The organism is Paenibacillus sp. FSL H3-0329, from assembly GCF_037963285.1.
Classification (GTDB): domain Bacteria; phylum Bacillota; class Bacilli; order Paenibacillales; family Paenibacillaceae; genus Paenibacillus_AQ; species Paenibacillus_AQ odorifer.
Genome location: NZ_CP150150.1, coordinates 3,909,726 through 3,935,324 on the forward strand (window position 1 = coordinate 3,909,726; position 25,599 = coordinate 3,935,324).

Genomic DNA, 25,599 nt, shown 5'->3' on the forward strand with positions numbered 1-25,599 from the left:
CTTTGCTAATTTAAAATTATAACATAATGCTGGCCTAACATAGAAGTGCCCGATCTATTAATGATGTAAAGGAGCGTTGCATATCGACAAAAAAATACCCCGCCAACGTTTGGCAGGGTCAAGTTCTATCATATTAAGGGGGGTATGCTACTATTATAAGCAGATACACTACTCTTGAAACAGTTATACAACCTCTTACCTAAAAAAATAGTCATTGTATATTCTGCTAGTTTTAGTAAAGAGTGTTCGTCGCTTCAGGAGTAAATGGGATGATTTCGTCTATCGCTCCACTTTGTACTTTAGCGGGCCAAGCCGGATCGCTAATAAGCGCTCTGCCCACTGCAACCAAATCAAACTCCTCCCGACCGAACCTTTCAGTTAACTCATCGATATTATCCGCAGGCTTCTGAGCTTTATCTTCTGCGAAGAAATCGCTTTGCAGGCCAATAGAGCCCACTGTAATACACGGCTTCCCGGTAAGTTTCTTAGTCCATCCAGCTAAATTAAGATCAGAGCCAGCAAATTCAGGTTGACTGAAGCGTCGGGTCGAGCAATGAAAAATATCTACACCCGCTTCGCTAAGCGGTGCCAGGAAACTCGCAAGTTCTTCTGAAGTCTTCGCCAGCTTCTCATCATACGCCCCCAACTTCCACTGGGAAAAGCGCAGCACGATTGGGAAGTCTGGTCCAACCGCTTGACGGCATGCTTTAATGATCTCGACAGCGAATGTTGTTCTTCCTACCAAATCGCCACCGTAACGATCGGTACGTTTATTCGTTCTATCCCAGAAGAACTGGTCTATCAGATACCCATGAGCGCCATGCAGCTCGATGCCATCAAAGCCAACGCTTTTGGCATTTTCCGCCGCTTGAGCGAAGGCTGTTACTAAACTTTCAACCTCTTCTGTGGTCAGCGGCTCTGTCACCGGCTCACCTGCTAAATTCAGACCCGAAGGGCCTACAGGAAGGGCTTCAACGTTAGGATACTCGCCGATTGTACGCGCCATCCCCACATGCCAAAGCTGCGGGATGATCTTGCCCCCAGCTGCATGAACCTCTTCCACAACCTTCTTCCAGCCTTCTAAAGATGCTTCTTCATGTATATTAGGAATATCTTGGTGACTGACAGCCGCTGGATGATTTACCGCAGTACCCTCAGTAACAATTAATCCCACTCCACCCTCTGCACGTCTACGATAATAAGCGGCAACATTGCTTCCCGGCACACCATTCGGAGACTGCGCGCGTGTCATCGGCGCCATTACAAATCGGTTCGACAGCGAAAGATTCCCCACTTGAAAAGGTGAAAATAGTTGCTCTGTATTCATATGTTACCTCCAATTTATTAATTGATTACTTTAAGTAAGCTTATTATCTACCCAAAAGATGGGAAATGCAAATTTTAAGAAAAAGACAAAAAAAACCGGACCTCGCAGAATCTACGAATGCCCGGTTTTCACCAAATTATAATGACTCTCTAGACTTCAAGAATCCCCGCTTTAGGTGTAACTCCAAATGCTTTAGCTAAATCCCATAGCTGTTGGTCTGTGATCTTTTGTTTGATTTCTCTACCGCCAATCAAGTTGTAGATCGTTGCAGCCTTTTCAACCGTTTCTACTAGACCAAAGGTAGCATCCATGGTGGAGCCCGTGCCAAAAATCCCATGCTGCGGCCAGATGACTAAACGGTGATCCTTCATTTTTTTGGCAGTCTCACGGCCGATCTCACTGCTGCCCGGAACAATCCACGGAATAACGCTGACCCCATCAGGGAAAACAACAAGGCACTCTGTGCACATTTCCCATAGTGTTTTGGTAAACTTTAGTTCGTCCAGATCATGCGTGAAGGTCATCGCGATAACATTTGTAGCATGTGTATGCAGCACGATACGGTGTGTGGGATCTACTTTCAAGCGTTCAATATGACTCATAAAATGCGAAGCGAGCTCACTCGTAGGAACTGCCCCATTCCGCAATCCCCACAATACTTCCACACTTTCGCCATTGCCGCTAACCCTTAACACACCCAGATTCGCTTCAGGGTCTTTAATCACATTTCTGAAATATTTGCCCGAACCTGTTACGATAAAATACTTGCCTGCTAATTCTTTTACCGGAAAGGTGAGTTTGATCGTGCGCAACGGCTCCAGTACATTAATATACTTAGCCACCTCATTCTCATCCAGCAAATAGCTGACATTCCCACCATTCAGTTCATCCCAGCCAAGCTCCCACATATGACGGGTGATCTCTGACATTTCCTGAATAAATGGAGCTTCACTGCTGGCAATATAACCTTTTGACTCTAACAAGGATGTACTCATAGTCTATTCTCTCCTTTGTATTTGCTGCTCTCCGTATCCACTTTTATCTTAAAGACAAAACGTCCTGTTCATAATTTTTGACTTCAGTAAGCCATTGCTCACGCACCGGTGTACCTTGTGATGCACAGTAGTAATCCCAGACCGCTCCAAACGGATACGATTTGAACTCTTCTACCAGAGCAAGACGTGAAGTATAATCCCCGGACTGCTCGATTTGCTTAAGTTCTTCCACGGGTTCCAGCATCGCACGCAGCAACGCCTTAATAGTGTTGCGGGTGCCAATGACCCATGCCGCGAGATGATTGATACTGCCATCAAAGAAATCCAATCCAATATTTGTACGAGGAAGTAAGTCCCCACGAACTAATTCACGGGCGATTTCCAGCAGCTCATCATCCATCGTTACCACATGGTCACTGTCCCAGCGGACAGGTCTGCTAACATGCAGCAGCAGCTGCTCACTGAACATCAGAATCGAAGATAATTTATTCGAAATCACTTCTGTAGGATGAAAATGTCCCGCATCCAGACAGATTGCTTTTCCATTTGTTAAACCATAACCCATATAGAATTCATGAGAACCTACCACATAGCTTTCAGAGCCAATTCCAAACAGTTTACTTTCCAAGGCATCCATATTATAAAGCGGATCTATTTCCTGACTAAAAATCTCATCCAGCGACTCTTTTAAACGTACTCTTGGAGCTAGCCGATCTACTGGCGTATCTTTATAACCGTCTGGAATCCAAAAATTCGTCACACAAGGCTGACCCAGCTCCCGCCCAAAATGCTCAGCGATCGTACGTGAAGCTTTACAGTGTCTGATCCAGAAATCCCGAATCTCCGCGTCCGAATGACTGAGAGTGAATCCATCGGCTGCTTTCGGATGTGAGAAACAAGTAGGGTTAAAATCAAGCCCTAAGCCCTGCTCCTTCGCCCAATCCACCCAGGATTGAAAATGTCGTGGCTCTAGTTCATCCAAATCTACAGGTTCATCTGTATCTGCGTAAATAGCATGCAGGTTAACCTTATGTTTACCAGGAATAAGAGATAACGACTTTTCTAAATCTTGACGTAGTTCATCTGGTGTACCCGCCCGGCCCGGATAACTTCCCGTTACCGCAATGCCCCCGCTTAGTTCTTTTTCCTTAAAAAGAAAACCTTTTACATCATCACCCTGCCAGCAATGTATGGAAATTTTAATTTGCGCGAGTCGCTCCAGCACTTTATCCACATCAATACCGTGGGCGGCGTATAGTTTTTTGGCTTCGTTATAGCTAGTGATAATGCTCTGATCCATGCTGTTTATCCTCCTAAAATAGTGCAATGTCTGTTTCGCTTAGATAAGCTCATTCACTCTGGACAGATGAAGGCTTCTCCAGCGATTTAGAATGTTATCAAAATGCTTGATCGGCTGCGGAATGTATGATGTTATTTCAAAAGATTGTTCGATAATAGCTCTTGCCTCAGTTATGTCTGCAATGGAATCTGTGCTAATCATCTGCACTACTATATTTCCTAGAGCAGTCGCTTCCGTTGGTCCAGCCTTTACTTCCCTGCCGATAACATCAGCTGTTAGTTGGCATAAAAGCCGGTTGTTCGCCCCGCCGCCGACAATTTGCAATCCCTCGATCCGACCTTCTGTCAGCTCCTCCAACTCTTCCAAATAAGTTAGATAGGATAACGCCAAGCTGTCAAAAACACAACGTGCTAACTGTCCAGGTGTCTCCGGAATGGGCTGCCCACTCTCCATACAGGCACTGCGGATTTCTTCTATCATGTTGGATGGATTAAGAAACCTTGGTGCATTACAAGGGATCAGGCTGCGAAACCCTTCTTCTCCCTGTGCAAGCTCTGCAAGCTCCGTAAAACTATATCGATTGTTCAGTAATCTGCGAACCTCTTGAATAAGCCATAAGCCCATTACATTTTTGAGGAATCTATAAGTTCCGTAGGCTCCCCACTCATTGGTGTAGTTGGCCTGCATGGCTTGTAGAGAATTTAGAGGCTCCGTTCTTTCTACACCGAGTAAAGACCAAGTTCCACTGCTGATATAAGCTGAGCCTTCTTGAAGTGGAGCACCTAGCACTGCTGAGGCCGTATCATGGGAAGCCACACAGATCAGTTGGCATTCTGGCAGGTCATATTGTTGGATTAAAGCTTCGTCAAGAGGACCAACCACTACACCAGGCTCAGTTAATTTTGAAAATTGATCTTTCCTGATATTCAAGAATTCTAATAGGTCATCGTCAAAATCCCGGCTTTCCAGATTCAACAGCTGTGTTGTAGATGCAATAGTAACCTCATTGATCTTGCGGCCAGTCAGTCGGTAATATAGATAATCTGGTACAAGTAAAATTTGATCCGCTTGCGCTAACTCTTCTTCATTATGAACATATAACTGATTCAAGGTATTGATGGATAACTGCTGGATTCCTGTCTTTTCATAGACGGTTTGTGGTGAAAGCTGCTTTGCCACCAGATCCACAGCCAGATCCGTTCTGCGGTCCCGGTAGGCGTATACTTCCTGAACACGATTCCCGTCCGCATCTACCAGCACATAATCTACACCCCATGTATCAATACCGAGCGTACAGGTAGTAATTCCATCGGTTTTAGCCTTCTGAAGCCCGATCATAATCTGCTCTACTAAATAATCAATGTCCCAGAAACAGGAACCCTCTTGTTCCGTAAAGCTATTGCTAAAGCGATGAAGCTCTTCTAAGGAAAGAATACCTTCTTGCAATATTCCGCGCACCAATCGCCCACTTGAGGCACCGATGTCAACGGCGATGTGATTATTCATAAACAATCTCCTATGATAAGGGGTGATTTATAATATTTTTTTGAACAGTGTAATAACTTCTTCTTTAGTAGGAATAAAAGGGTTCCCTGGTGCACAAGCATCCTTCATCGAATTTTCAGCCAGAAGATCAAGATCTACTTCTTCTACACCAAGCTCGGATAATTTGGCTGGAATCCCTACTTCTTTAGACAACGCCTTGATCGACTCAATTACGAAATCCGCGCATTGTTTATCCGTTTGGTTCTCTACATTAAGTCCAATCGCTTTAGCAATGGATCTGAATTTCTCAGGCACATATTTGGCATTTTCTTCTTCCACAAAAGGCAGCAGCATCGCGTTACATACGCCGTGCGGCAGATCGTATACGCCGCCCAGCTGATGCGCCATCGCATGCACATAACCAAGCCCCGCATTATTGAAAGCCAATCCGCCAAGGAATATCGCGTATACCATCTGTTCACGCGCTTCGATATCATGGCCATTCTTCACAGTACGAGCCAGGTTAGCAAAAATTAGCTCCACTGCGGCTAGTGCCGTAGCATCAGTTACCGGATAAGCTCCTGGCGTCACCAACGCTTCAATCGCATGAGTCAGTGCATCCATACCCGTGGCCGCGGTAAGTGCAGCTGGTTTATCAACCATAAGCTCAGGATCGTTGACTGAAATCGTCGCAAGGCTGTTTTTATCTACCATAACCATCTTCACTTTGCGATCTTCGTCTGTGATTACATAGTTAATGGTCACTTCAGCCGAAGTACCAGCAGTGGTATTCACGGCGACAATCGGCAGTGATTTATGCTTAGACTTGTGTACACCTTCATATTCTTTGATATGACTGCCATTTGTGGCAATGATACCAATGGCTTTGGCAGTATCCTGTGGTGATCCACCGCCGATGGAAATCAGATAATCACAATTCTGCGACTTGAGATAATCAACGCCATCGTGGACATTTTTACAGGTCGGATTGGGTTTCACTTCATCATAGATGGCATATTCAATCCCCGCTTCGTCCAATACCGCCAGCAATTTACCAGCAATGCCACTTTTCATAAGGAATTTGTCCGTAACTACTAGCGCCTTTTTTAATTTAAGTTCTTGGATGTATGGACCAATCTCCTGCAAGCATCCCTTGCCCATAATATTGATCGATGGAACATAATACACATGCGTGCTCATTGCTTGACCAGCCTCCTAAAGTTAATTTATCAACACCAAAGTTTTACACACAACTCTGCAAGCTAGAGCGTAGTATTCCGGCTGCAGCGCCTCAGGCTGGCCTCTGAATCGCAACTGGGCCGGCTCTGGTATCTTTCAAATCTAATTACCACTACAGGACTTCTTTTCTCCTTCATCGTATGTCTGCAAATCTTTGTTGTCAACATTTTAAATATTATTTGTGTTGTTTTTATTTGTTTTATATCCGTTTTGTGAATATTATTGGAAAACAAACATGATTCTACGTTGATTTTATTGCAAAACACAGATATTTGGAGCTAAGATTAAGGAATATACAGATTTCGGAAAGGTGATCCCTATGCTTGCAGCTGAAAGACGCAAAAAAATAATAGATCTTGTTCATCAGGATAAACGAGTATTAGTCTCTGATCTAAGCCGGATGTTTGAAGTTACAGAAGAGACGATACGCAGAGATTTGGAGAAGCTGGAGAAGGATGGCATTCTGAGCCGAACCTATGGCGGGGCCATGCTGAATCGTCACACGAACGAGGATTTGCCTTTTGTTACACGCAATGCGCTGAATACAGATATCAAACGGGGAATCGCCCTCAAGGCGCTCGATTTAATCAATGATGGAGATACGTTAATGGTGGATCCTAGCTCCACAGCCTTTGAGTTTCTAAAACTGCTTGGCAATAAAAACAATCTGACCATTATCACGAACTCGATTAATATTTTGCATGAGTTCTCGAATTCAGGGATGGATATCATCTCTACCGGTGGTTCTTTACGTTACCGATCCATGTCACTCGTGGGTCCTGTAGCACATGACACCATTCAAAGATACAATGTGGACACTGCGGTTATCAGTTGTAAAGGAATTGATATGGAGCGGGGCATCACAGATTCTAATGAACCGGAGTGTGAGCTCAAGAAATATATGCTACGTCAAGCTAACAAGGTCATACTCCTGGCCGATCACACCAAATTCGATAAGACCGCCTTTACGAAGCTGATCGAGCTTGGCCAAATCGACTTTTTGATCACAGACCGCCAGCCTTCTGAGGTTTGGTTGAAGCGCCTGAACAAAGAGAATATTGAGCTTCTCTATTGATCGGGCTCAAATGCCTTCGGTGCCCAATTAAAAATGCCGTTCCCCAATGAGTAATGGGTGACGGCATTTGTTGTATAAAGATGATTATCTTTTTGTATAAACCTGAGAGATTGGGACTACGTTGACTGTTGATTTGGGATTTTCGCGTTGCACTTGCGTTGTGGTTTTTTTCCTGCAAATATATACAAGCGCTGGTGGAAAATTCAGCAGCACCCACTTCGTGTGTAGGATCTCAAAATGCTGGCTCAACTCTGTTTTCATCCGCGGAAAATATTCATAGGTTATAAACCACCCTCCTTCTTTTAAAGAAGAAATGATCTGTTCCATAAACCTAGTGCGGTCTGGCTTCGAGAAATTCATCAAAGACAAACTACTCACGATACAATCCAGCTTCTCCAGACTGCTGTTATGAAGCGCAAGACGCAGCCGGAGACAATCGTTGTTGCAGAAACATCCGGGGAATTCCTCTCTTAATTGCCTGCGAAAATCAGGATCTATTTCAAATAGAAAAACATTCATACCGGTCTTTTCTCCACGCGGAATAAACCTTGTGATTGCACCAGTCCCCGCACCCAACTCAGCCATAGAATGCACTTGGTTCCAAGGCACTGGATCAAGCAACGTCTGGGCCAGCCAATGTGAACTGGGAGTCACACTACCATATTGTCGGGGCGCATGCAGAAATTTATTTAGAAAATGAAGTCGCTCACGAATTCCACTTTGCATGAAATCTCCCCCTTGCTTCCTAACTTCCCCTTCTACCCCTAAAATATGTAAACTGCATTAAATTCGTACTCCATCTATACTTCCCATTATCTATTCCCCTTAAAATAAAAAGCCCAAATTTCTCCGCAACATAAATTGCGGGAAATTCGAGCTTGTAAACACTCATTTCAGAGTCGGCCAATCTTATTTAGTTTCCACAGCGTGTCCACCGAATTCGTTACGCAGTGCAGCAACTACTTTGCCAGTGAATGTGTCGGTCTCAAGGGAACGGTAACGCATCAATAACGCCATTGCGATAACCGGAGTCGCCGCTTGTAGATCAAAGGCGGTTTCAAGCGTCCATCTGCCTTCACCAGACGAATGCATAATGCCCTTGATCTCATCTAGTTTAGCGTCCTTCGAGAAGGCGCGTTCCACAAGTTCCATCAGCCATGAACGGATTACAGAGCCGTGATTCCACACCCGAGCTACTTCCTCAAAGTTGTAGTCAAATTCACTCTTTTCCAGAACCTCAAAACCTTCACCGATCGCAGCCATCATGCCGTATTCGATACCGTTATGCACCATTTTTAGAAAATGGCCGCTACCTGCTTTACCAGCATATAAAAAGCCGCTTTCTACAGCTGTATCACGGAAAATCGGCTCCACAACTTCCCAAGCTTCGGGATCTCCGCCAACCATGTAACAAGCGCCATTACGCGCCCCTTCCATACCACCAGAGGTGCCTGCATCCATAAAGTGAATTCCGTGCTCCTTCAATTCCTCATACCGGCGAATAGATTCCTTGTAGTGCGAGTTTCCTGCTTCAATAACGATATCACCTTTAGACAATTGTGGAGTGAGTTCAGCGATTACAGAATCAACGACCTGATGCGGAACCATGATCCAAATGATTCTTGGCGTTTCCAATTGCTGCACCAATTCAGGAAGCGTAACTGCTCCACTAGCGCCTTTAGCTTTCATTTCTTCTACAGCAGGTGCATTCAGATCAAAAGCAACAACCTCATGTCCATGATCCAGCAAATTTTGACCCAAATTAAAACCCATTTTTCCTAACCCAACTAATCCTACTTTCATGTAAATTCCCTCCGATTTATAGATTCTTATGATGTATTTTAGCTAAATTGGCAAAAAAAACAGGCAGGGGCTTAAGCCCCTGGCCGTATAGATTCCTGCGCTGCTGCAACTTCTGCTTGAGCGTCGAGAACATCTGACTCCTGATCTGCATCATCAAACCACCAGCGGTCTTCACCCAAAAGCTCCATAGCCGCATTTGGACCATAAGAACCTGAAGCATAGGTATGAAGTGGCATTAGCCCCTCCTCCATAGCTTCCTGGATTGGTGTAACCCATTGCCATGACAGCTCGACTTCTTTCCAGTGAGCGAAGAAAGTGGCGTCACCACGAAGCGCATCAAAGATCAGATTTTCGTAAGCTTCTGGTACGTCTGAAGTTCCGGCTTCATAAGTAGCGAGGACAGGTTCAAGTTTCCCTTTTTGCAGCTGATCCTTCGTATTCAACTGAAGCGTAATGGCTTCATTTGGACCGATCTCGATGATGAGTAGATTTGGAACGTCATTCCCTTTATTTTTGTTATTGTTATCATTAAACGGTTCTTTAAATTCTATAACAATTCTTGTTGATTTCTCTTTCATTCTCTTGCCGGTACGGATATAGAACGGAACTTCATTCCACAATGGATCATCTATAAACAAACGCGCTGCAATAAACGTCTCATTTTGTGAGGATTGGCTAATTCCTGGTTCATCTAAGTATCCTGCAACAGATTTACCTTTAATTTCACCTTCAGCATATTGTCCGCGGACAACGTATTGATTAACCTCGTCTTTACTTAACGGAATGAGGCGCTCCATGACATATCTTTTCTTCCCGCGGATCTCTTCAGGTGTACTGCCTTTTGGAAGCTGCATCGCCATCATCATGAGCAATTGCAGCATATGGTTCTGGAACATATCACGAAGTGCCCCAGCTTTATCATAATAGCCTGCCCGTTCTTCAACGCCGACAATCTCACTCGCCGTAATTTGCACATTTGCGATATAACGATTTTTCCACAGTGCTCTAAGTACAGGATTTGAATATTTTAGAACTTCCAGATTCTGAACCATCGGTTTACCCAAGAAATGGTCAATTCGGAAAATCTCTTCTTCTGCAAATACGGCATTCAAGCTGTCATTTAACTCTCTTGCTGTTTGCAAGTCTGTACCAAAAGGCTTCTCAATAATCAGACGCTTCCAGCCCTTCGTCGATCCCAGACCACTGGAATGAATATTGGCGGCAATTTCCTTGAAAAACTCAGGACCCACCGATAAATAGAACATCCGATTCTCCGGAATGTTAAAAAATTGCTCACGACGTTTAACATGCTCCAGGAGCTTAAAATAATCTTCTGTATTACCTACATCTAGAACGCTATATTCAAAAGCTTCCAAGAAAACCTGCAACTGTGGAGATTCTACTGCCGGTTGTCTAGAAAATGTCTGCAAAGATTGCAGGACTTGCTTACGGAAAGCTTCGGTTGAAACTTCTCTTCTTCCTAATCCAATCACTGAGAGAGGACCTGAAATTTGACCATCTAAAAAGAGGTTATATAGTGCAGGATAGATTTTACGTTTTGCTAAATCTCCTGTAGCGCCAAAAAGCACAAATGTTGATGATTCCACTTTCATTCCTCCCGCTATTATATATTATTTATTAACTTACTTTTAATTACTAGCATACTCAGTAGAATCAATCATACGACTGATATTTTTATTCGTCAACCTCATTTCGACATTTACGAAAAGTTATTATTTTCACAAAGCTTCAAATTGGTAATTATGATTAATGTCACACCAATTATCTTATTGGATTATTCATATTAAATTACTAGGAAATAATCCGCGAGCAAGTTAACAACCCGCTCCCAGCATGGGTTTAGGTGCTCTAACTTTACACACTCTGATTTAAAATTCTTCATACAAAGCTGTTTATAACATGATCAAAATTCCCAGTCGCCTAAATGTGATCATCCTTCCACTGTGTTTCAAACTAACTTTAAGTAATTGACTGGATTGGTCTGGCGCGCCTCGAAGAAGACTATGCGATTTGATTCCAAGTTTGGGAATTAAGCATAAAAAGTGACTACTTCGAGGAATATTACTTGAGAATGCTTCGAAGGAATTTTCGCTGAGCACATTGGAGTGATTTGGAGTCTGTGAAAAGAACGTTTGGGGATGAGATGACGTTTGCAAAGAGTACCATTGGGGATAGGTTAAAGGTTGCTAAGAGTACCCTGTGAATGTCTTGAGTTTGCTAGGTGAACCATTGGGATTGTCCTGAAGTTTGCTAGGTGTACCCTGTGAATGTCTTGAAGTTTGCTAGGTGTACCCTGTGAATGTCTTGAGTTTGCTAGGTGTACCATTGGGATTGTCCTTAAGTTTGCTAGGTGTGCGCTTTGGGGGATCACTTTAAAGTTCGCATAGAGCGTCTTTAGTTTCTGCTTGGAGTAACATTATGTTTACCCGCATCTCCGATGCGGCGATATCGGACCTTGGAGACCTTATACGTCGATTCGTTCTCGTCTGCCGATGCTTTATGTCCACACTAACTATGGGTTCGGACTCAGGAGACGTTATTTCGCAGATTTAGCCCATTTCGCCATGCTATCGGACCCAGATGCAGCTATTAAACCTAATTCGCTCCTCTCTGGAGCAAAAACTTGGCTATAAGAGCTATGCAGTCCGGTAATTCTGAAAAATGCTCCAAAAACACCAAATAGCTGCAATACAGTCCGAACGGTAATGTAGTATCTTCAATCTTGCTAGTCCGGACTCAGATGACCTCAGACGTCAATTCGTTCTCGTCAGTTGAGGCTACATGTTTTCACTAACTATGGGTTTGGACTCAGGTGACATTCTACTTCGATACTTACTCGTCTGCGGAGGCTTCGAGTCCTCGCCATCGACGGTCCGGACTCAGGAGACGCTATTTCACAGATTTTGGTCATTTCGCCATGCTATCGGACTCAGATGTAGCTATTGCACCAAATTCACTCTTCTTTGGAGCAAAAACTTGGTAATAAGAGCTATGCGGTCCGATACTTCTGAATAATGCTCCAAAAACACCAAATAGCTGCAATACAGTCCGAACGGTAATGTAGTATCTTCAATCTTGCTAGTCCGGACTCAGATGACCTCAGACGTCAATTCGTTCTCGTCAGTTGAGGCTACATGTTTTCACTAACTATGGGTTTGGACTCAGGTGACGCTATACGTCGATACTTACTCGTCTGCGGAGGCTACATGTTCTTGCCATCGATGGTCCGGACTCAGGAGACGCTATTTCGCAGATTCAGGTTATTTCGCCATGCTATCGGACTCAGATGCAACTATTCGACCCAATGTACTCCTCTTTGGAGCAAAAACTTGGCTATAAGAGCTATGCAGTCCGATAATTCTGAAAAATACTCCAAAAACACCAAATAGCTGCAATACAGTCCGAACGATGATGTAGTATCTTCAATCTTGGCTAGTCCGGACTCAGATGACCATAAACATCGATTCATACTCGTCAACCTAGACTGGATGTCCACACTAACTATGAGTTCGGACTCAGGAGACGTTATTTCGCAGATTTAGCCCATTTCGCCATGCTATCGGACTCAGATGCAGCTATTGAACCAAATCCACCCCTCTTTGGAGCAAATACTTGGAAATAAGAGCTATGCAGTCCGATACTTCTGAATAATACTCCAAAAAATCTAAATAGCTGCAATACAGTCCGAACGATGCTGTAGTATCATCAATCTTGGCTAGTCCGGACTCAGGTGACCTCAAACGTCGATTCGTACTCGTCAGTTGAGGCTGCATGTCTTCACTAACTATGGGTTTGGACTCAGATGACATTATACGTCGATTCGTTCTCGTATACGGAGGCTGCAAGTCCTCGCCATCGATAGTCCGGACTCAGGAGACGCTATTTCGCAGATTTAGCCCATTTCGCCATGCTATTGGACTCAGATGCAGCTACTCGACCAAAAAGTGACCTCAAACGTCGATTCGTTCTCGTATGCTAAGATTGCAAGTCTGCACCATCTAGGGATCGGACTCAGGAGACCTACACGTAGATACCTCGTCATCCCCATGGATCAATTAGATCCGGAAGTCCTTATATCGCAGATTCAAACCACTCACATTAGACTAGTTACCTGCCAAGTTTACAATGCCATTTGTTTAGAGCCGGTACATTAAGTGTTATAGTTAATGAACATATAAATTTTCATTCAGTTCACGAAAGGAAGGAGAATTTTCATGAATATGGAGCAATGGGAACGAATTCGGACGGGACAGGGATTTATAGCTGCCTTGGATCAAAGTGGTGGCAGTACACCAAAAGCGCTGCTGCAATATGGTGTTGCAGAGGACAGTTACTCTAATGAAGATCAAATGTATGGGTTGGTTCACGAGATGAGAACGCGCATTATCAAGAGCCCTGCATTTGATTCAAAGCATATACTGGGTGCAATCTTATTTGAGAACACAATGGATCGTTCCATAGACGGGCAATATACTGCCGATTTTCTATGGGAGAAAAAAGGGATTGTGCCTTTCCTGAAAATCGATAAAGGGCTTGCCGACCCTGAAGACGGAGTACAACTAATGAAGCCTATTCCCGGCTTGAGTGATCTTCTGAAGCGGGCCAACGAACGTAACATCTTTGGTACAAAAATGCGCTCGGTGATTAAAGAGGCTAATCCTGCCGGTATCAAAAAGGTGGTTGAACAGCAGTTTGAAATCGGTAAGCAGATTTTAGCAGCGGGACTCGTACCTATTATCGAACCGGAAGTTGATATCCACAGTGCTGATAAAACGGCTTCAGAGAAGCTGCTAAAAGAAGAACTATCGGCCCAATTGTCTACGCTGGGCAAAGACGTGAAGGTCATGCTTAAGCTCTCCATCCCAACGGAGAATAATTTCTACCGTGAATTAATGGAGAATCCTCATGTTTTGCGAATTGTCGCTTTGTCCGGCGGTTACACACAAGCAGAGGCCAACGATAAGCTCGCCCATAATCAAGGACTGATCGCCAGCTTCTCACGTGCGTTATCACAGGGACTAAGCGCTGGGCAGTCAGAAGAAGAGTTTAACGCGCTCCTCTCTAAATCTGTAGAAGCGATTTATGCAGCCTCTATTAAATAAGATCCTCATTTAAACCAGCACATAAAAAGAGCTGTGTCCCTGACAGGTGTTCCCTGCTAGGTAGCAGCTCTTTTTTTATGATGAGAATTTGCTTTTAAAGTCTAGAACTTTCAGATTAAACGCCATTTCGTCTACTCTTTCAGCCCACACAAGCATGCAATAGGTTTGTTAAAGTCCCTTACATCTTATCTAAGGACCACACCTGTACCTAAAACACATTAATCAACCACTTCTCTATTGTTTCTTAGTACACCATCCATAACTCCTGTTTTTAATCCAGCGCATTTCATTACCCAATAATTTCTTGATCTTACGCAAAAAAGGCTTCCACCACGCAAGTACGCGAGGTAGAAACCTAATCGATTACTTCTATGTTATCTTAAATCGAAACCACGAGGATTAATGCAATTAAAGCTGGCAGTCCTTGCATAAATAAAATAGACTTTTTCACCGTCAGTCCGCCATATAACGCCGCCACTATAACAGTTGATAAGAAGAAGATTTCAATTTGATGGCCGAAATTTACATTCGGATGAACCAATCCCCAAATTAAACCTGCCGCCAAAAATCCATTGTATAACCCTTGGTTCGCTGCCAGTGTTTTAGAAGCATCCGCAACTTCCTGTGTCATTCCAAAGACTCGAAGCCCTTTTGGCTTTGACCAAGCGAACATTTCTAAATAAACAATATAGATATGTATTAACGCAACAACACCGACCATAATATTAGCTACCCATACCATCAAAATAACCACCTTATTTTAATTTGCGTACAATTTAATTGTATCACATTAAAACTCAAAAGTGTATACAACATCTCATAAACAATTCGACGCTAAAAAAGAATAGCCATAATCTTCAAAAAAAAGACTATCGCTATTCCATACGTAATGTTTTATGAAATTCTAAAATACTTTTGCAGCAATATAAACGGTTACGCTATTGTAAAAACCATAAAGAGAACCATTGCTCCAGACGAAATTGCTAGGATCTGAAATTCCCGTATTTTGAGACGCTTGATGTCCATGTTTCTCTGACCATAGACCTGAGCTATTTTGAAGCATGAAGTGGTAATCTACGTTATCCTCAGGAATATCGACTTTACCATTACCATTTGAGTCGATCCATCCCACTCTTAGTGCAATTCGATGTTCATCGGAATTAATCGCTGCAGTTCGGCCCGGAAGTATCCGCCAACCCGGTTTAAAGTATAAAGGATTCGTATTGCCATCTTGAACCACAAGACCAGCAGTATAATACACGTTAGTAAAATAGGCAGGATCTCTGACATTTGAGACCCCGTCTCCATCACCAGGGTTGATTGCCCCTGGAAATCTTAAGGCATAACCATAACAGTTAATCCCATAACTATTTTCGGCTGTATACGGCCACGCATGACCATAAGCGGAAGCTAGAGTTGCTTGCGGAGAATCAGGTTCAAAAGTAGGTGTTATTAGCTCCGGTGCTAACAATTCATTATTAATAAGATTGTCATCTGCCGGGGGTACAAAGCTTGATGACTCTTTGAGTTCTCCAACTGTAGTAACATTTCCTTGTGTGTCCACAATAATCGTATCGTCGCCCTTCCATTCTCCAACCCAAACCTTTTCCGGTCCAGAAGTTTGGACTTCTTTCAAATTACTGACGTCGACGTCGATAGGTGCGGCCATTGCAGCAGAGGACAGGGCCAGATTCAGTAAGAGCGTGCAGGTTATTGCGGCTTTATAAGTCTTTTTCAAAATCATAAACATCCCTTTCTATGTAAGATAAGTAAAAATTAACATTTTATCCTAAAATAGACTATGAAGAATGTTATGGTTTTTCCGAACACCTATAAAGCTTTATATTCAAAATAGTCAAAATAAGCCGGCTTCGCTTGCTGATCCAAATCCTGAGCACATACCCCGACATAGGAACCGGTAAAGCCAAGCTTGCCGCCATATTCATCCGAAAGCGTACCAAAATCTAAGGGAGTACAGACAGCTGTCCAATTCACCCCGTCTGATGAAGCATAAAACAACAGATCACGTTCATGGATTTCCGCCTTTAGATAATAACGATCCCAATCCTTCACAGATAGCTGCATAGAGGAAATCTCATCGTATTTGCCACCTCTACACAGCACAACTCCCAAACTAGTTCCACGAATCTCATCTGCGGTAACACGCAAATAATAGTAATCACTGTCATCATAATAGAGGACTAACCCAGCCATTTGCAGGAAGCTATCCGGCTCGAATTCCAGACAGGTTGTAGCTAAGCATTCAAAATGTTGAATCGGCCGGGCAATTAAACTCTGATCATGCAGTGAAGCTAACGACTCTCTGCCCCGCAGACGAAGAAAACCCGGACGTTCCTTCAAGCTAACCCAAGATTCATCAAAAGGTACACGCAAGCTTTGGTATGGAAATCCAAGAACCTCTCCATCAAATTCATCTCTGTTTGGCAGCTCCTCAAAAGTGAATATCGGCAGGTCAGGAGCCACGGTCTCCAATGCAGGCAGCTTCCCTCCGTGGGCCAATCGCAACCAGCCATCCTCTGTCCATTCACAACGTTGAATAGCAGTTTCCCGGCCTAACGGATTCATCGTTGACGTTCCCGGAATCGGACGTGTGCATAAATGCGCCATGTACCAGTCCCCATTCTGAGTCTCTACGAGCGATCCGTGCCCTGCTTGCTGAAACGGGTAGGTCAGATCATGTGCCGTGGTCATAATCGGGAAATCCGGATCCGTCTCATAAGGACCTGTGAGGCTTCGGCTTCTAGCTAAGGTGACCATATGGTTGATGCCGGTGCCCCCTTCTGCTGTCAGCAAATAATAGTACCCATCCTTCTGGTACAATTGCGGACCTTCGGTCACTCCGATAGGTGTCCCTTTATAAATTTCATGGATAGGTCCCGTTAATTTGCCAGTCTCCGGGTCATATTGCTGCATAATGATGCCAGAGAAGTTATTGTGATTTTTACGGAAATCCCAACGCATATTAAGCAGCCATTTGGTCCCATCCAGATCATGGAACAAAAATGGATCAAATCCGCTGCCATTAAGTCTAACCGGCTCACTCCACGGGCCCATGATATCCGTCGCTGTAATTAAATAATTATGCAGATCTTTATATACACTTTTGCGAGATTTCACATCTGTAAATAGCAGATAAAATACGCCTTGGTCATAAGAAAGCGCGGGTGCCCAAATGGAACCAGAGCTTACGTTACCACGCAGATCTACTTGTGAGGCTTCTGTCAGCACACGTGAAATGGAATGCCAATGAACCAGATCCTTGGAATGATGAATTTCTACACCTGGAAACCATTCAAAAGTAGAGGTTGCGATATAATAATCATCTTCTACTCTAATAAAAGACGGATCTGGATGAAAACCTGCCAACACCGGATTAACAATTTTTTGCGTCATAATGTTACCCTCCACTACCGGATTTTTCATAGTTTAACGTATTTATTGTATCGCTTTCATAACGATTAAAGTTATAATGAGATATAAGAAAATGTTTGTATTTTGTCATCTTGGAGGGCCTATGAAGCAGCTGTTCGAACCTGTTGTTTTTGAAGAACATAAGACCTTGATTTGGGATTATAAAATATATACCGACGACTATTACAAAGGTTATTATCACTGGCATCAATGCTGTGAAGTCATGTTCGTGTATGGCGGACAGGGAAACGTTGTTGTGAATCAGCAGATGTACGATATCCGCAGGGGAATGTTATTCTTTTTCCAGCCCTATCAGCTGCACCGGATCTATTCTGAGGTTTCTCCCGAATGTCCTTTTGAACGAACTATCTTCTACATTGATCCACATGTTGCTGAACACCTGCTGGAGGGTTTTGCGAAAAGAAAGGCTTTATTCACAGCGCTTTGGCAAGGGAAAAATACACATTGTGCCTTTGATCTTAAGGATCACGTTGAGTCTGTGGAGTGGATTCTGGAGCAATATAATCACAATAAAAAAGTCAGTCTGACTGAGGATACCGAAGACATTTCACTGTTAATTCTTCAATTATTGAGCAATATAGGAACTGAAGATCAGCATGTATTCCAATCCGGAGAACGGCGAACCTTGCGCTATTCTGAGAAAATCATGAGTTTTATCGAAGAGCATTATCATGAGGAGGTTAATCTGGATCAGTTAGCTGAGGAGATTCACTTGTCCAAATCCTATATCTCCAGAATCTTTCATCAGGAAACCGGAGGAAGGCTTGTTGATTATCTGACTGCCCGCCGGATCAAACAGGCCTGCCGCTTGTTAGGAACGACAGACCTGCCTGTGGAGCAAATCGGAATCACTGTTGGTTTTCCAAATGCCTCATATTTCAATCAACTGTTCAAAAGAGTCCTAGGGACGACGCCATTAAAATATAGAAAAAGTAATTAGATCCAATCTACACAACCGTATTTTTTTCAGTAACGAAGAGTATATTTTTAGCAAAATGATTAATATCTATCAGCTCTGGGCGGGGGGCGTCCACCAGTTCACCATTGATCCTTAAATTGACAAAGGTCACATTTTCAACAGCTCTCTCTTCGTCATATCCATAAATTCGTGAAGGGTTGGCCGTCCCGCTATAGCTGATGTCGCGAAATGTAATGTTCCGGATGCTTGTCCCCGGCTCTGGATTGTAATCCTTGTTATAGACCACCCGCACATCAATTAGCTGCCCCCGCTCAATACGCTCTACACGTATATTTTCATATAGAACATTACATACCCTATTTCGATCCCCGGCATTAATCGCCAGTGCCCCCCAATAGTTCTCTTGCGGTTCGTGATGATTCAAGATATCAATATTTGCAAAAACAATAGACTCAATGGTGTCCCCGTTCCGTTCATGGTCCCCATGTGTACCAATCATTAATGGATGAGCGACATCCGCCCACAGAATGGAATCACGAACGCTAATATTACGGGTATCCCCATAAAAATCCCATCTCGAGCCGTAAATAGCAATACAATCATCCGAATTACGCATAAAAACATCCCGGATTCTAACCTCGGAACTAGACATAATATCAATGCCATCAGACCACCCCCGAGTGCTAAACGATTTGAAATTATCAATCACAATCTGCTCAGACTGCCCGATGAAAATGCTGTAATGTGGCGGATCAATCACGGTAATACCTTCCACATTTATGGATCGCGAAAAAATAATTCGTATCCCTCGAAAGGCCGAGAATCGATGAAAATCCGCAAGATAAATTATACCGCGACCACGAATGGATACATCATGAACTCCCTCGCATACCAAGGAACCTACAAGCACTGAACCTCCGGCAAGATACACCGTGGTTTCCGAAGGGACCGGCAATACTGTTTCTTCTATATAATGTGTGCCTGGAGCGAAATAAAGCACCTTCCTTTTTTCACGAGGATCAGCAGCGGCATTATCCAGCAGCCGTAAAAGATCAGGTTTCCGGTGTATACCCGGTTGGACTACTAGAACATTAGCATCCTCTGGTTGAGGGGCATCCTTCTCCTTAGGGTTAGCAAATAAATGCAGATTTCGAAAAATATCACCGTTGATCTCAATCGATAACTTTTGCGGACCTGTTAGCTTAAACAAAATGGTATTTCCATGATATTCGTAAGAGATCCCTCGCGAAGCCGGAGCAATGTTCACACAATCAATCTCCGTATAAAGACAGGTGACTTCAACTTCTACTGTACCTTCCAGATCAAAATAAGCCATGGATGCAGGACGCACCTCATGCATATCTACCTTAACCTCGTAAATAAACAAGCTATGCCATTCTCCTTCAGGCTGCCGTACTCTAACCTTATAATCCTCACGTCCCGGGATATCTTTAGGTGCTTTATATACTTGTAAATCATCCACTTTACCATCCTCCTGTTCATTTCGATTGTATCGTTTCCAACACCGATAAAGTTTTAATGTGTTATGCAGAAATGTTTGTATTTTGTCAGTTTTAAATTATAAGCCAACTTCAACATGACAATAATCAAACATTTCCTTATATCAAAACACAACTTTCCTGATCTTTAGAAAGCTATACTCATAACATCCTAATTACACTGGAGGCAATAATTATGACACACCCTTATTGGCAGGAAATCATGGGTAGACTTGATACAAAAGTGGAACGTATGGTAGAGCAGATCGGTGACAAGTGCCCGCATTTCGCCGGGAAAGATGGCAAATTTGATGATATCGGTTCAGACTGGTGGACTACAGGGTTCTGGCCTGGACTCCTCTGGATCATGCATGATATGACCGGAAAAGAATTTTACAAGGAGGCTGCTTGGCATTGGGACGGTACCTTGGAGGAATGGTTTGTTAAACCAACGGTTGAGATGCATCACGATGTGGGATTCCAATTCCTTCCGACCGCTGTAATCAAACATACAATTACAGGTGACGAAGATGCCCTGCGCAGAGGGATTGAAGCAGCGAATTTCCTCGCTGCCCGCTATAATCCTGTAGGCAAATTCATCCGCGCATGGAATGAAGATAAATACGGCTGGGTAATTATCGACTGTATGTTAAATATCTCCCTGCTGTTTTGGGCCAGCAAAGTGACAGGTGATCCCCGCTATAAGCATATTGCAATTAGCCACGCCGAAACGACAATGCAATATGGCATACGTGAGGATGGATCCACCAAACATATTATTTCTTTTGACGCAGAGACAGGTGCTTATCTTGAGAATTTTGGCGGTCAAGGCTACTCGGCTGAATCCTCTTGGAGCCGAGGAACAGCTTGGGGATTGTACGGCTTTATCAATACTTATCGCCACACTGGTGATGAACGTTTCCTGAACACTGCTAAGCGGATCGCACATTATTTCATCTCTGCTTTGCCTGAGGATCAAGTCCCTTATTGGGATTTCCGCCTAGAGGATGATACCCGGATGTTCCGAGATAGCTCCGCAGCCTCTATAGCCGCTTCAGGATTATTAGAGCTTGCAGTTATCGTACCCTTAGGCGAAAAAAGTCTATATGCAAATGCAGCGGAGCGAATTCTGCGCTCACTGACGGAAAATTACGCAACCTGGGAGCTGCCGGAGCATGAATCGATTTTATTGCACGGAACTGGCAGTGGCAATTCCTTCATTGATGTGTCCCTGATCTATGGAGACTACTATTATATTGAGGCTATCGCTAAATTAAATGGCTGGAAACATCGGATATTTTAATTGCAGATAGTTAATTTAAACAACAAAAAGACACCTCTCTTGAGGTGTCTTTATATATTTCAGGCTATTCGTTCACCAGTGCCGCAGCACCCTCCAGCAGCATCAAGCCGCTGAGTTGAATACTCAGCTGAACCGGAAGCTCCGGTTTCACTTCCCACGATGAACTGCACAGACCCAGTTGTTTATCCAGACCTTTTTCCCACAACTGCATTGCATTGGCCAATATAACCTCGCGAATACGGATATTTACAGGAGATATTTTACAGAGCTGAACCAAATAACGAATCAGAATGCCCTTGAACAATCCAGTATCATCAATGCCTTCATCAGGCAACATCAGATTAATTGGATCGCATAACCGATCAATACATGTATTAGCCGTTCGATTCGCATCTTCTAAGTAATGAACTTCACCCGTATTCTTGTAAAGCTCTAGGCCAGCGCCTAGAAACACCCCCTGACAGTAAGTAAACTCCCAATCGTAATCGATCTGGCCATCCCCGAGTCTATTCATCCCATCCCACACAAAACCAGTCGTAGAATCCATCAAATATATCTTGTTCCATTCATAGATACGGAGCGCCCACTCCAGATCCTCTTGCTTATGAAAAAGTTCATATAACCGGGCTGCAAGGATGACGGCAGGTGCATTGGCAGGTGTGTTTTTATAATCTAGCTGATCCTTCTTCCACGCCAGACCTCCACCCAACTGTTCATTCCAAGCCGTCTTAATATCCTCCCATAGATCAAGCACAGCATTTAAATAGGCTTCATGTCCTGTTACCCGATAAGCACGGAGCAACGCCAATGCTGTCCATTCCATATCATCATAGTAATTATGCCTGAAAGTCCCCCCGTTATAAGCTTGCAGACTCTGACTTAGCTCCTTAATTTTCAAGGAATACACAGGATCTCCACTACGCTCATAACCATCTACTAAAATATCAATGACATGAGCCTGCCACCAATAATAAAAGTTTTCCCCCGCAACGTTGTACGCTCTTGGATACCATTGGTTCATGATCCCCGTCTCAGCATTATAATAATTACGTAGTAGACATTGTTGGAACCACTCGGACTTTTCCTGCCAACTGACTGCTTCTATGGCTTCCTTTGCTTGTGTCATTAAGAACTCACCTCAACCCTGTTCCTTAGTTAATTCAGCCATCTTCTCCAGCAGCTTAATCGCACTAAGCTGGGAGCTGAGCTGAATTACACCAGCAGAGGACGAAGTCCAATCTGTGCCAAACAACACTTTATCCTCTGACTTTCCTTGTTCCCAGAGACATTCTGCATTCGCTCGCAGGAAATCTACAGCTTTAACTGCTGCGGAATCAGCTTTGACCCATTCAGCTGTATAGCGAATCAGGATTCCTTTAAACAGTCCCGCATCACCATTTCCTTCATCTGGCAGCACACCTCCCTCAGAGTCAGCAAGTTCATGGGCTGCGGCGGCAAAGGTTAGACGAGCATCCTCTAAATATTCCTGCTCTTTAGTGATACGGTACAGTTCAACTGCTGCGCCAATGAAAACACCTTGGTTGTAGGAGTATTTCCAATCTTTATCGATCTTTCCATCGCCAGTGCGATTCATGCCATCCCATACAAAACCCGTTGCCGGATCTACTAGATGCTCTTTTTGCCATCTGTATATTTTTAACGCCCATTCAAGATTGCCAGCTTCACCAAAAGCTTGATACAAGCGTGCCGCAAGTATAGCTGCCGGTGCGTTGGCTGGTGTATTTTTATAATCCAACTGTGATTTCTGCCAAGCAATTCCACCGCCCATATGCTCATTCCAACCTGTCTGAATGTCGTTCCATAAAAGAAGGGCTGTGTCTTTATAACCTTCCACTCCTGTTGCTTGATAAGCACGAAGCCACGCGAGAGCCATCCATTCCATATCATCATACAACTCATTTGGCCACACACCACCATTTCGTTGTAGCAGACCTTCATGAAGTGCGGAAAGCCTTTTGGCATACCAGTTCTCTCCAGTCCGCTGTAGTCCATCTACCAATACATCCACAGCATGGGCCATCCACCAATAATGAAAAATCGTGTTGCATTCTCCATTTGGACAAGGTGTTTCTATATTGTACATTTTGATCGCTTCATTCCAGAAGAATGAATCCAATGCAGCTTGTGCTTGATTCGCCCGTTCCTCCCAAATCCCTATCTCCAATTGGTTCATATAGACTCTCTCCCTGGTTCGATTTTTATTGCATTAGCCCTTAATACCACTGAAGGCTATCCCCTGTACAAAATAACGCTGAAGAGCTAAAAACAACACCAATATCGGCAAGATTGCTACTAGCGCTCCAGCCATCATTGGACCGTAGTCTGTTTGAAAATTATAAGAAAAAGCTTGAAGTCCCATCTGAATCGTTGCTTTGTCGGGATCATTCAGCACAATCATTGGCCATAAGAAACTGTTCCAGCCCGCTTGGAAGGTAAAGATACTTAAAGTAGCCAGCGCTGGTTTAGTCAACGGCAAATATATCCGCCAAAATATTTTAAACTCTCCACAGCCTTCGATCCGGGCCATTTCCATCATGTCACTAGGCAAGGTGAGAAAGAATTGCCGCATGAAGAACACAGCAAAGGTTCCAGAAGCGCCTGGAAGAATAATCCCCCAGAATGAGTTCATCAGCCCGTTACCCCCGCTACCAAAAATATCATTTCCTCCAAAAAGAGGAATATGGCGCATGACATAAACCGTGGGGATCATCGTCACAATGCCTGGTATCATCATCGCCGCAAGCAGCACGCGGAATATCGGCTTATTGAGCTTAAAATTCAATTTTGCGAACGCATAACCACTGATAGAACCAAAGAACAGATTCGCCAATACACCCGCTACTGCAAGTACAAGCGAATTCCAGAAATAGAGCGCAAACGGAACCGTAGTAAATGCCTTACGATAGTGTTCTAAGGTCAAATGTGAAGGAAACCACCGGATGGGCATGGCGAAGATCTCTTCGTCAGGCTTCAAGGATGTAAGAACACTCCAATAAAAAGGTAGAAACATTACGATAGCAATAACTATGCACACTATATAATAGATAGATTTGCTTAAGCTTCTTTTTAATAACGAACTTCCGCTAGTATCCATACCTCTATCCCCCTTCTGCATGGCAAGCCCGGCTTATACAATGGACTCCTCCGCCTTTGTGATCCGCATGTTTATTAGTGAGAAAATGAGAATCGCCACAGCAAGCACAAATGCTTGTGCAGACGCATACCCCATTTGCAATTGATTAAAGCCCTGCTGATAGATCAGATAAACTGGGGTCTTTGTCATATTCGCCGGACCACCCTGCGTCAGCACAAAAGCTTGGTCGAACAACTGCAACGCACCAATGATTGACATCGTACTGACAAGAAAGGTTGTTGGTCGCAGCTGCGGCCAAGTAATAAACCGGAAACAAGCCAGCTTATTAGCACCGTCCAACCGTGCAGATTCATACAAATAGTCAGGCACGCCTTGCAGACCTGCCAAGTAGATAATCATATTAGAACCTACCGATTGCCAGAGGGTAAGCATAATAATGGACAACATCGCCGTTCGGGTCTCGGATAACCAAGCTGGACCCGTAATCCCAACATAAGACAACAATCCGTTAACCAAACCAAATTCAGGATGCAAAAGCCAGATCCAAACGGTAGCAGCAGCAACGGCGGATGTAAGGGTAGGCAGATAATTCAATGTGCGGAACAACTTTACCCCACGCCAGGATCGACTAAGCAGAATCCCGAGGAGAAGCGAAATCAGAATATTAAATGGAACGAAAATGATGGAATACAGAAATACATTTCGGAATGTTTTCCATAACAAACTGTCCTCTATCAAACGGCGATAGTTATCAAAACCGATCCAATCGTTTCTACTAAGTACATCGTAGTTGGTAAAGCTTAAATATAGCGCCATTACCACAGGGATGACTGTGAATACTGTAAACAGCAATACCGTGGGTGTAATAAACAGATAAGCCGTCCGCGCCTGATGTTTCTCTAGCTTTCTGATGGAAGCCATTCAGCTACCCCCTCCTAAGCAAAAGGGAGGCGAAACCTCCCT

At 43.8% G+C, this 25,599-nt stretch carries 20 protein-coding genes; 4 read left to right on the plus strand and 16 right to left on the minus strand.

Going from position 1 to position 25,599, the window contains the following annotated elements:
- Positions 1-232: 232 nt before the first annotated feature.
- The 5 genes from NSQ66_RS17240 to NSQ66_RS17260 all read right to left on the minus strand — a co-directional run bounded on the left by NSQ66_RS17240 (position 233) and on the right by NSQ66_RS17260 (position 6,307).
- Complete coding sequence (locus NSQ66_RS17240) at positions 233-1,327, minus strand: NADH:flavin oxidoreductase (RefSeq protein WP_076142132.1); 1,095 nt, start codon at positions 1,325-1,327, stop codon at positions 233-235.
- A 149-nt stretch (positions 1,328-1,476) separates the two neighbouring features.
- On the minus strand, positions 1,477-2,322 hold the full coding sequence (rhaD, locus tag NSQ66_RS17245) for a rhamnulose-1-phosphate aldolase (RefSeq protein ID WP_036688060.1): 846 nt from the start codon (positions 2,320-2,322) through the stop codon (positions 1,477-1,479).
- Between the two features lie 43 nt (positions 2,323-2,365).
- Positions 2,366-3,622 (minus strand): L-rhamnose isomerase, encoded by a 1,257-nt coding sequence (gene rhaA, locus NSQ66_RS17250; RefSeq protein ID WP_036688063.1) that lies wholly within the window; start codon positions 3,620-3,622, stop codon positions 2,366-2,368.
- A 39-nt stretch (positions 3,623-3,661) separates the two neighbouring features.
- A complete protein-coding gene (rhaB, locus tag NSQ66_RS17255; RefSeq protein ID WP_076142133.1) occupies positions 3,662-5,128 on the minus strand; it encodes a rhamnulokinase in 1,467 nt (488 codons plus the stop codon).
- A 27-nt stretch (positions 5,129-5,155) separates the two neighbouring features.
- Complete coding sequence (locus NSQ66_RS17260) at positions 5,156-6,307, minus strand: iron-containing alcohol dehydrogenase (RefSeq protein WP_076142134.1); 1,152 nt, start codon at positions 6,305-6,307, stop codon at positions 5,156-5,158.
- A 358-nt stretch (positions 6,308-6,665) separates the two neighbouring features.
- Here NSQ66_RS17260 and NSQ66_RS17265 point away from each other — a divergent pair, with 358 nt between their 5' ends.
- Positions 6,666-7,421, plus strand: coding sequence for a DeoR/GlpR family DNA-binding transcription regulator (locus NSQ66_RS17265; RefSeq protein WP_076100077.1), 756 nt, complete (start codon positions 6,666-6,668; stop codon positions 7,419-7,421).
- 84 nt (positions 7,422-7,505) lie between these two features.
- Here the strand turns inward: NSQ66_RS17265 and NSQ66_RS17270 are convergent, their stop codons facing one another.
- The 3 genes from NSQ66_RS17270 to zwf all read right to left on the minus strand — a co-directional run bounded on the left by NSQ66_RS17270 (position 7,506) and on the right by zwf (position 10,831).
- Positions 7,506-8,147, minus strand: coding sequence for a methyltransferase (locus NSQ66_RS17270; RefSeq protein WP_076142135.1), 642 nt, complete (start codon positions 8,145-8,147; stop codon positions 7,506-7,508).
- A gap of 183 nt (positions 8,148-8,330) precedes the next feature.
- Positions 8,331-9,224, minus strand: coding sequence for a phosphogluconate dehydrogenase (NAD(+)-dependent, decarboxylating) (gene gnd / locus NSQ66_RS17275; protein ID WP_036688068.1), 894 nt, complete (start codon positions 9,222-9,224; stop codon positions 8,331-8,333).
- Positions 9,225-9,295: 71 nt separating this feature from the next.
- Positions 9,296-10,831, minus strand: a complete 1,536-nt coding sequence (gene zwf / locus NSQ66_RS17280) for a glucose-6-phosphate dehydrogenase (RefSeq protein WP_036688070.1) — start codon at positions 10,829-10,831, stop codon at positions 9,296-9,298.
- A 2,628-nt stretch (positions 10,832-13,459) separates the two neighbouring features.
- On the opposite strand from zwf, the gene NSQ66_RS17285 reads away from it, so the two are divergent.
- Positions 13,460-14,347 carry a fructose bisphosphate aldolase gene (locus NSQ66_RS17285; protein WP_076142480.1) on the plus strand — a complete coding sequence of 296 codons (888 nt, stop codon included), beginning with the start codon at positions 13,460-13,462 and terminating at the stop codon, positions 14,345-14,347.
- Positions 14,348-14,726: 379 nt separating this feature from the next.
- Here the strand turns inward: NSQ66_RS17285 and NSQ66_RS17290 are convergent, their stop codons facing one another.
- From NSQ66_RS17290 to NSQ66_RS17300, 3 genes are all read right to left on the minus strand, one after another.
- Positions 14,727-15,089: a DUF1304 domain-containing protein gene (locus NSQ66_RS17290; protein ID WP_076128270.1), complete on the minus strand. Its 363-nt coding sequence runs from the start codon at positions 15,087-15,089 to the stop codon at positions 14,727-14,729.
- Positions 15,090-15,251: 162 nt separating this feature from the next.
- The gene (locus tag NSQ66_RS17295; RefSeq protein ID WP_139330181.1) at positions 15,252-16,085 is read right to left on the minus strand and encodes a hypothetical protein; all 834 of its coding nucleotides are present in this window, start codon (positions 16,083-16,085) and stop codon (positions 15,252-15,254) included.
- 92 nt (positions 16,086-16,177) lie between these two features.
- The gene (locus NSQ66_RS17300) at positions 16,178-17,761 is read right to left on the minus strand and encodes a glycoside hydrolase family 43 protein (protein WP_076142476.1); all 1,584 of its coding nucleotides are present in this window, start codon (positions 17,759-17,761) and stop codon (positions 16,178-16,180) included.
- Positions 17,762-17,882: 121 nt separating this feature from the next.
- Between NSQ66_RS17300 and NSQ66_RS17305 the strand changes: the two genes are divergently transcribed.
- Complete coding sequence (locus NSQ66_RS17305) at positions 17,883-18,740, plus strand: AraC family transcriptional regulator (protein WP_076128265.1); 858 nt, start codon at positions 17,883-17,885, stop codon at positions 18,738-18,740.
- A 7-nt stretch (positions 18,741-18,747) separates the two neighbouring features.
- On the opposite strand, the gene NSQ66_RS17310 is transcribed toward NSQ66_RS17305, so the two are convergent.
- Positions 18,748-20,202 carry a glycosyl hydrolase family 28 protein gene (locus tag NSQ66_RS17310; RefSeq protein WP_076142474.1) on the minus strand — a complete coding sequence of 485 codons (1,455 nt, stop codon included), beginning with the start codon at positions 20,200-20,202 and terminating at the stop codon, positions 18,748-18,750.
- A gap of 212 nt (positions 20,203-20,414) precedes the next feature.
- Here NSQ66_RS17310 and NSQ66_RS17315 point away from each other — a divergent pair, with 212 nt between their 5' ends.
- Positions 20,415-21,521 carry a glycoside hydrolase family 88 protein gene (locus NSQ66_RS17315; protein WP_076142472.1) on the plus strand — a complete coding sequence of 369 codons (1,107 nt, stop codon included), beginning with the start codon at positions 20,415-20,417 and terminating at the stop codon, positions 21,519-21,521.
- A gap of 64 nt (positions 21,522-21,585) precedes the next feature.
- Here the strand turns inward: NSQ66_RS17315 and NSQ66_RS17320 are convergent, their stop codons facing one another.
- The 4 genes from NSQ66_RS17320 to NSQ66_RS17335 are packed head-to-tail and all read right to left on the minus strand — an operon-like array spanning position 21,586 to position 25,557.
- Positions 21,586-22,647, minus strand: coding sequence for a glycoside hydrolase family 76 protein (locus NSQ66_RS17320; RefSeq protein ID WP_076142470.1), 1,062 nt, complete (start codon positions 22,645-22,647; stop codon positions 21,586-21,588).
- Between the two features lie 12 nt (positions 22,648-22,659).
- A complete protein-coding gene (locus NSQ66_RS17325) occupies positions 22,660-23,715 on the minus strand; it encodes a glycoside hydrolase family 76 protein (protein ID WP_076142468.1) in 1,056 nt (351 codons plus the stop codon).
- 33 nt (positions 23,716-23,748) lie between these two features.
- Positions 23,749-24,636, minus strand: coding sequence for a carbohydrate ABC transporter permease (locus NSQ66_RS17330; RefSeq protein ID WP_076142466.1), 888 nt, complete (start codon positions 24,634-24,636; stop codon positions 23,749-23,751).
- A 33-nt stretch (positions 24,637-24,669) separates the two neighbouring features.
- Positions 24,670-25,557, minus strand: coding sequence for a sugar ABC transporter permease (locus NSQ66_RS17335; protein WP_036688088.1), 888 nt, complete (start codon positions 25,555-25,557; stop codon positions 24,670-24,672).
- Between the last annotated feature and the right edge of the window lie 42 nt (positions 25,558-25,599).

Bases quoted from the DNA above. Each gene is read 5' to 3' on its own strand.
- rhaA (WP_036688063.1), bottom strand. From the start codon at position 3,622: ATGGATCAGAGCATTATCACTAGCTATAACGAAGCCAAAAAACTATAC.
- NSQ66_RS17265 (WP_076100077.1), top strand. From the start codon at position 6,666: ATGCTTGCAGCTGAAAGACGCAAAAAAATAATAGATCTTGTTCATCAG.
- rhaD (WP_036688060.1), bottom strand. From the start codon at position 2,322: ATGAGTACATCCTTGTTAGAGTCAAAAGGTTATATTGCCAGCAGTGAA.
- rhaB (WP_076142133.1), bottom strand. From the start codon at position 5,128: ATGAATAATCACATCGCCGTTGACATCGGTGCCTCAAGTGGGCGATTG.
- NSQ66_RS17305 (WP_076128265.1), top strand. From the start codon at position 17,883: ATGAAGCAGCTGTTCGAACCTGTTGTTTTTGAAGAACATAAGACCTTG.
- NSQ66_RS17315 (WP_076142472.1), top strand. From the start codon at position 20,415: ATGACACACCCTTATTGGCAGGAAATCATGGGTAGACTTGATACAAAA.
- NSQ66_RS17290 (WP_076128270.1), bottom strand. From the start codon at position 15,089: ATGGTATGGGTAGCTAATATTATGGTCGGTGTTGTTGCGTTAATACAT.
- NSQ66_RS17240 (WP_076142132.1), bottom strand. From the start codon at position 1,327: ATGAATACAGAGCAACTATTTTCACCTTTTCAAGTGGGGAATCTTTCG.
- NSQ66_RS17325 (WP_076142468.1), bottom strand. From the start codon at position 23,715: ATGAACCAATTGGAGATAGGGATTTGGGAGGAACGGGCGAATCAAGCA.
- NSQ66_RS17270 (WP_076142135.1), bottom strand. From the start codon at position 8,147: ATGCAAAGTGGAATTCGTGAGCGACTTCATTTTCTAAATAAATTTCTG.
- gnd (WP_036688068.1), bottom strand. From the start codon at position 9,224: ATGAAAGTAGGATTAGTTGGGTTAGGAAAAATGGGTTTTAATTTGGGT.
- NSQ66_RS17285 (WP_076142480.1), top strand. From the start codon at position 13,460: ATGAATATGGAGCAATGGGAACGAATTCGGACGGGACAGGGATTTATA.
- NSQ66_RS17330 (WP_076142466.1), bottom strand. From the start codon at position 24,636: ATGGATACTAGCGGAAGTTCGTTATTAAAAAGAAGCTTAAGCAAATCT.
- NSQ66_RS17335 (WP_036688088.1), bottom strand. From the start codon at position 25,557: ATGGCTTCCATCAGAAAGCTAGAGAAACATCAGGCGCGGACGGCTTAT.
- NSQ66_RS17260 (WP_076142134.1), bottom strand. From the start codon at position 6,307: ATGAGCACGCATGTGTATTATGTTCCATCGATCAATATTATGGGCAAG.
- NSQ66_RS17300 (WP_076142476.1), bottom strand. From the start codon at position 17,761: ATGACGCAAAAAATTGTTAATCCGGTGTTGGCAGGTTTTCATCCAGAT.
- NSQ66_RS17320 (WP_076142470.1), bottom strand. From the start codon at position 22,647: ATGACACAAGCAAAGGAAGCCATAGAAGCAGTCAGTTGGCAGGAAAAG.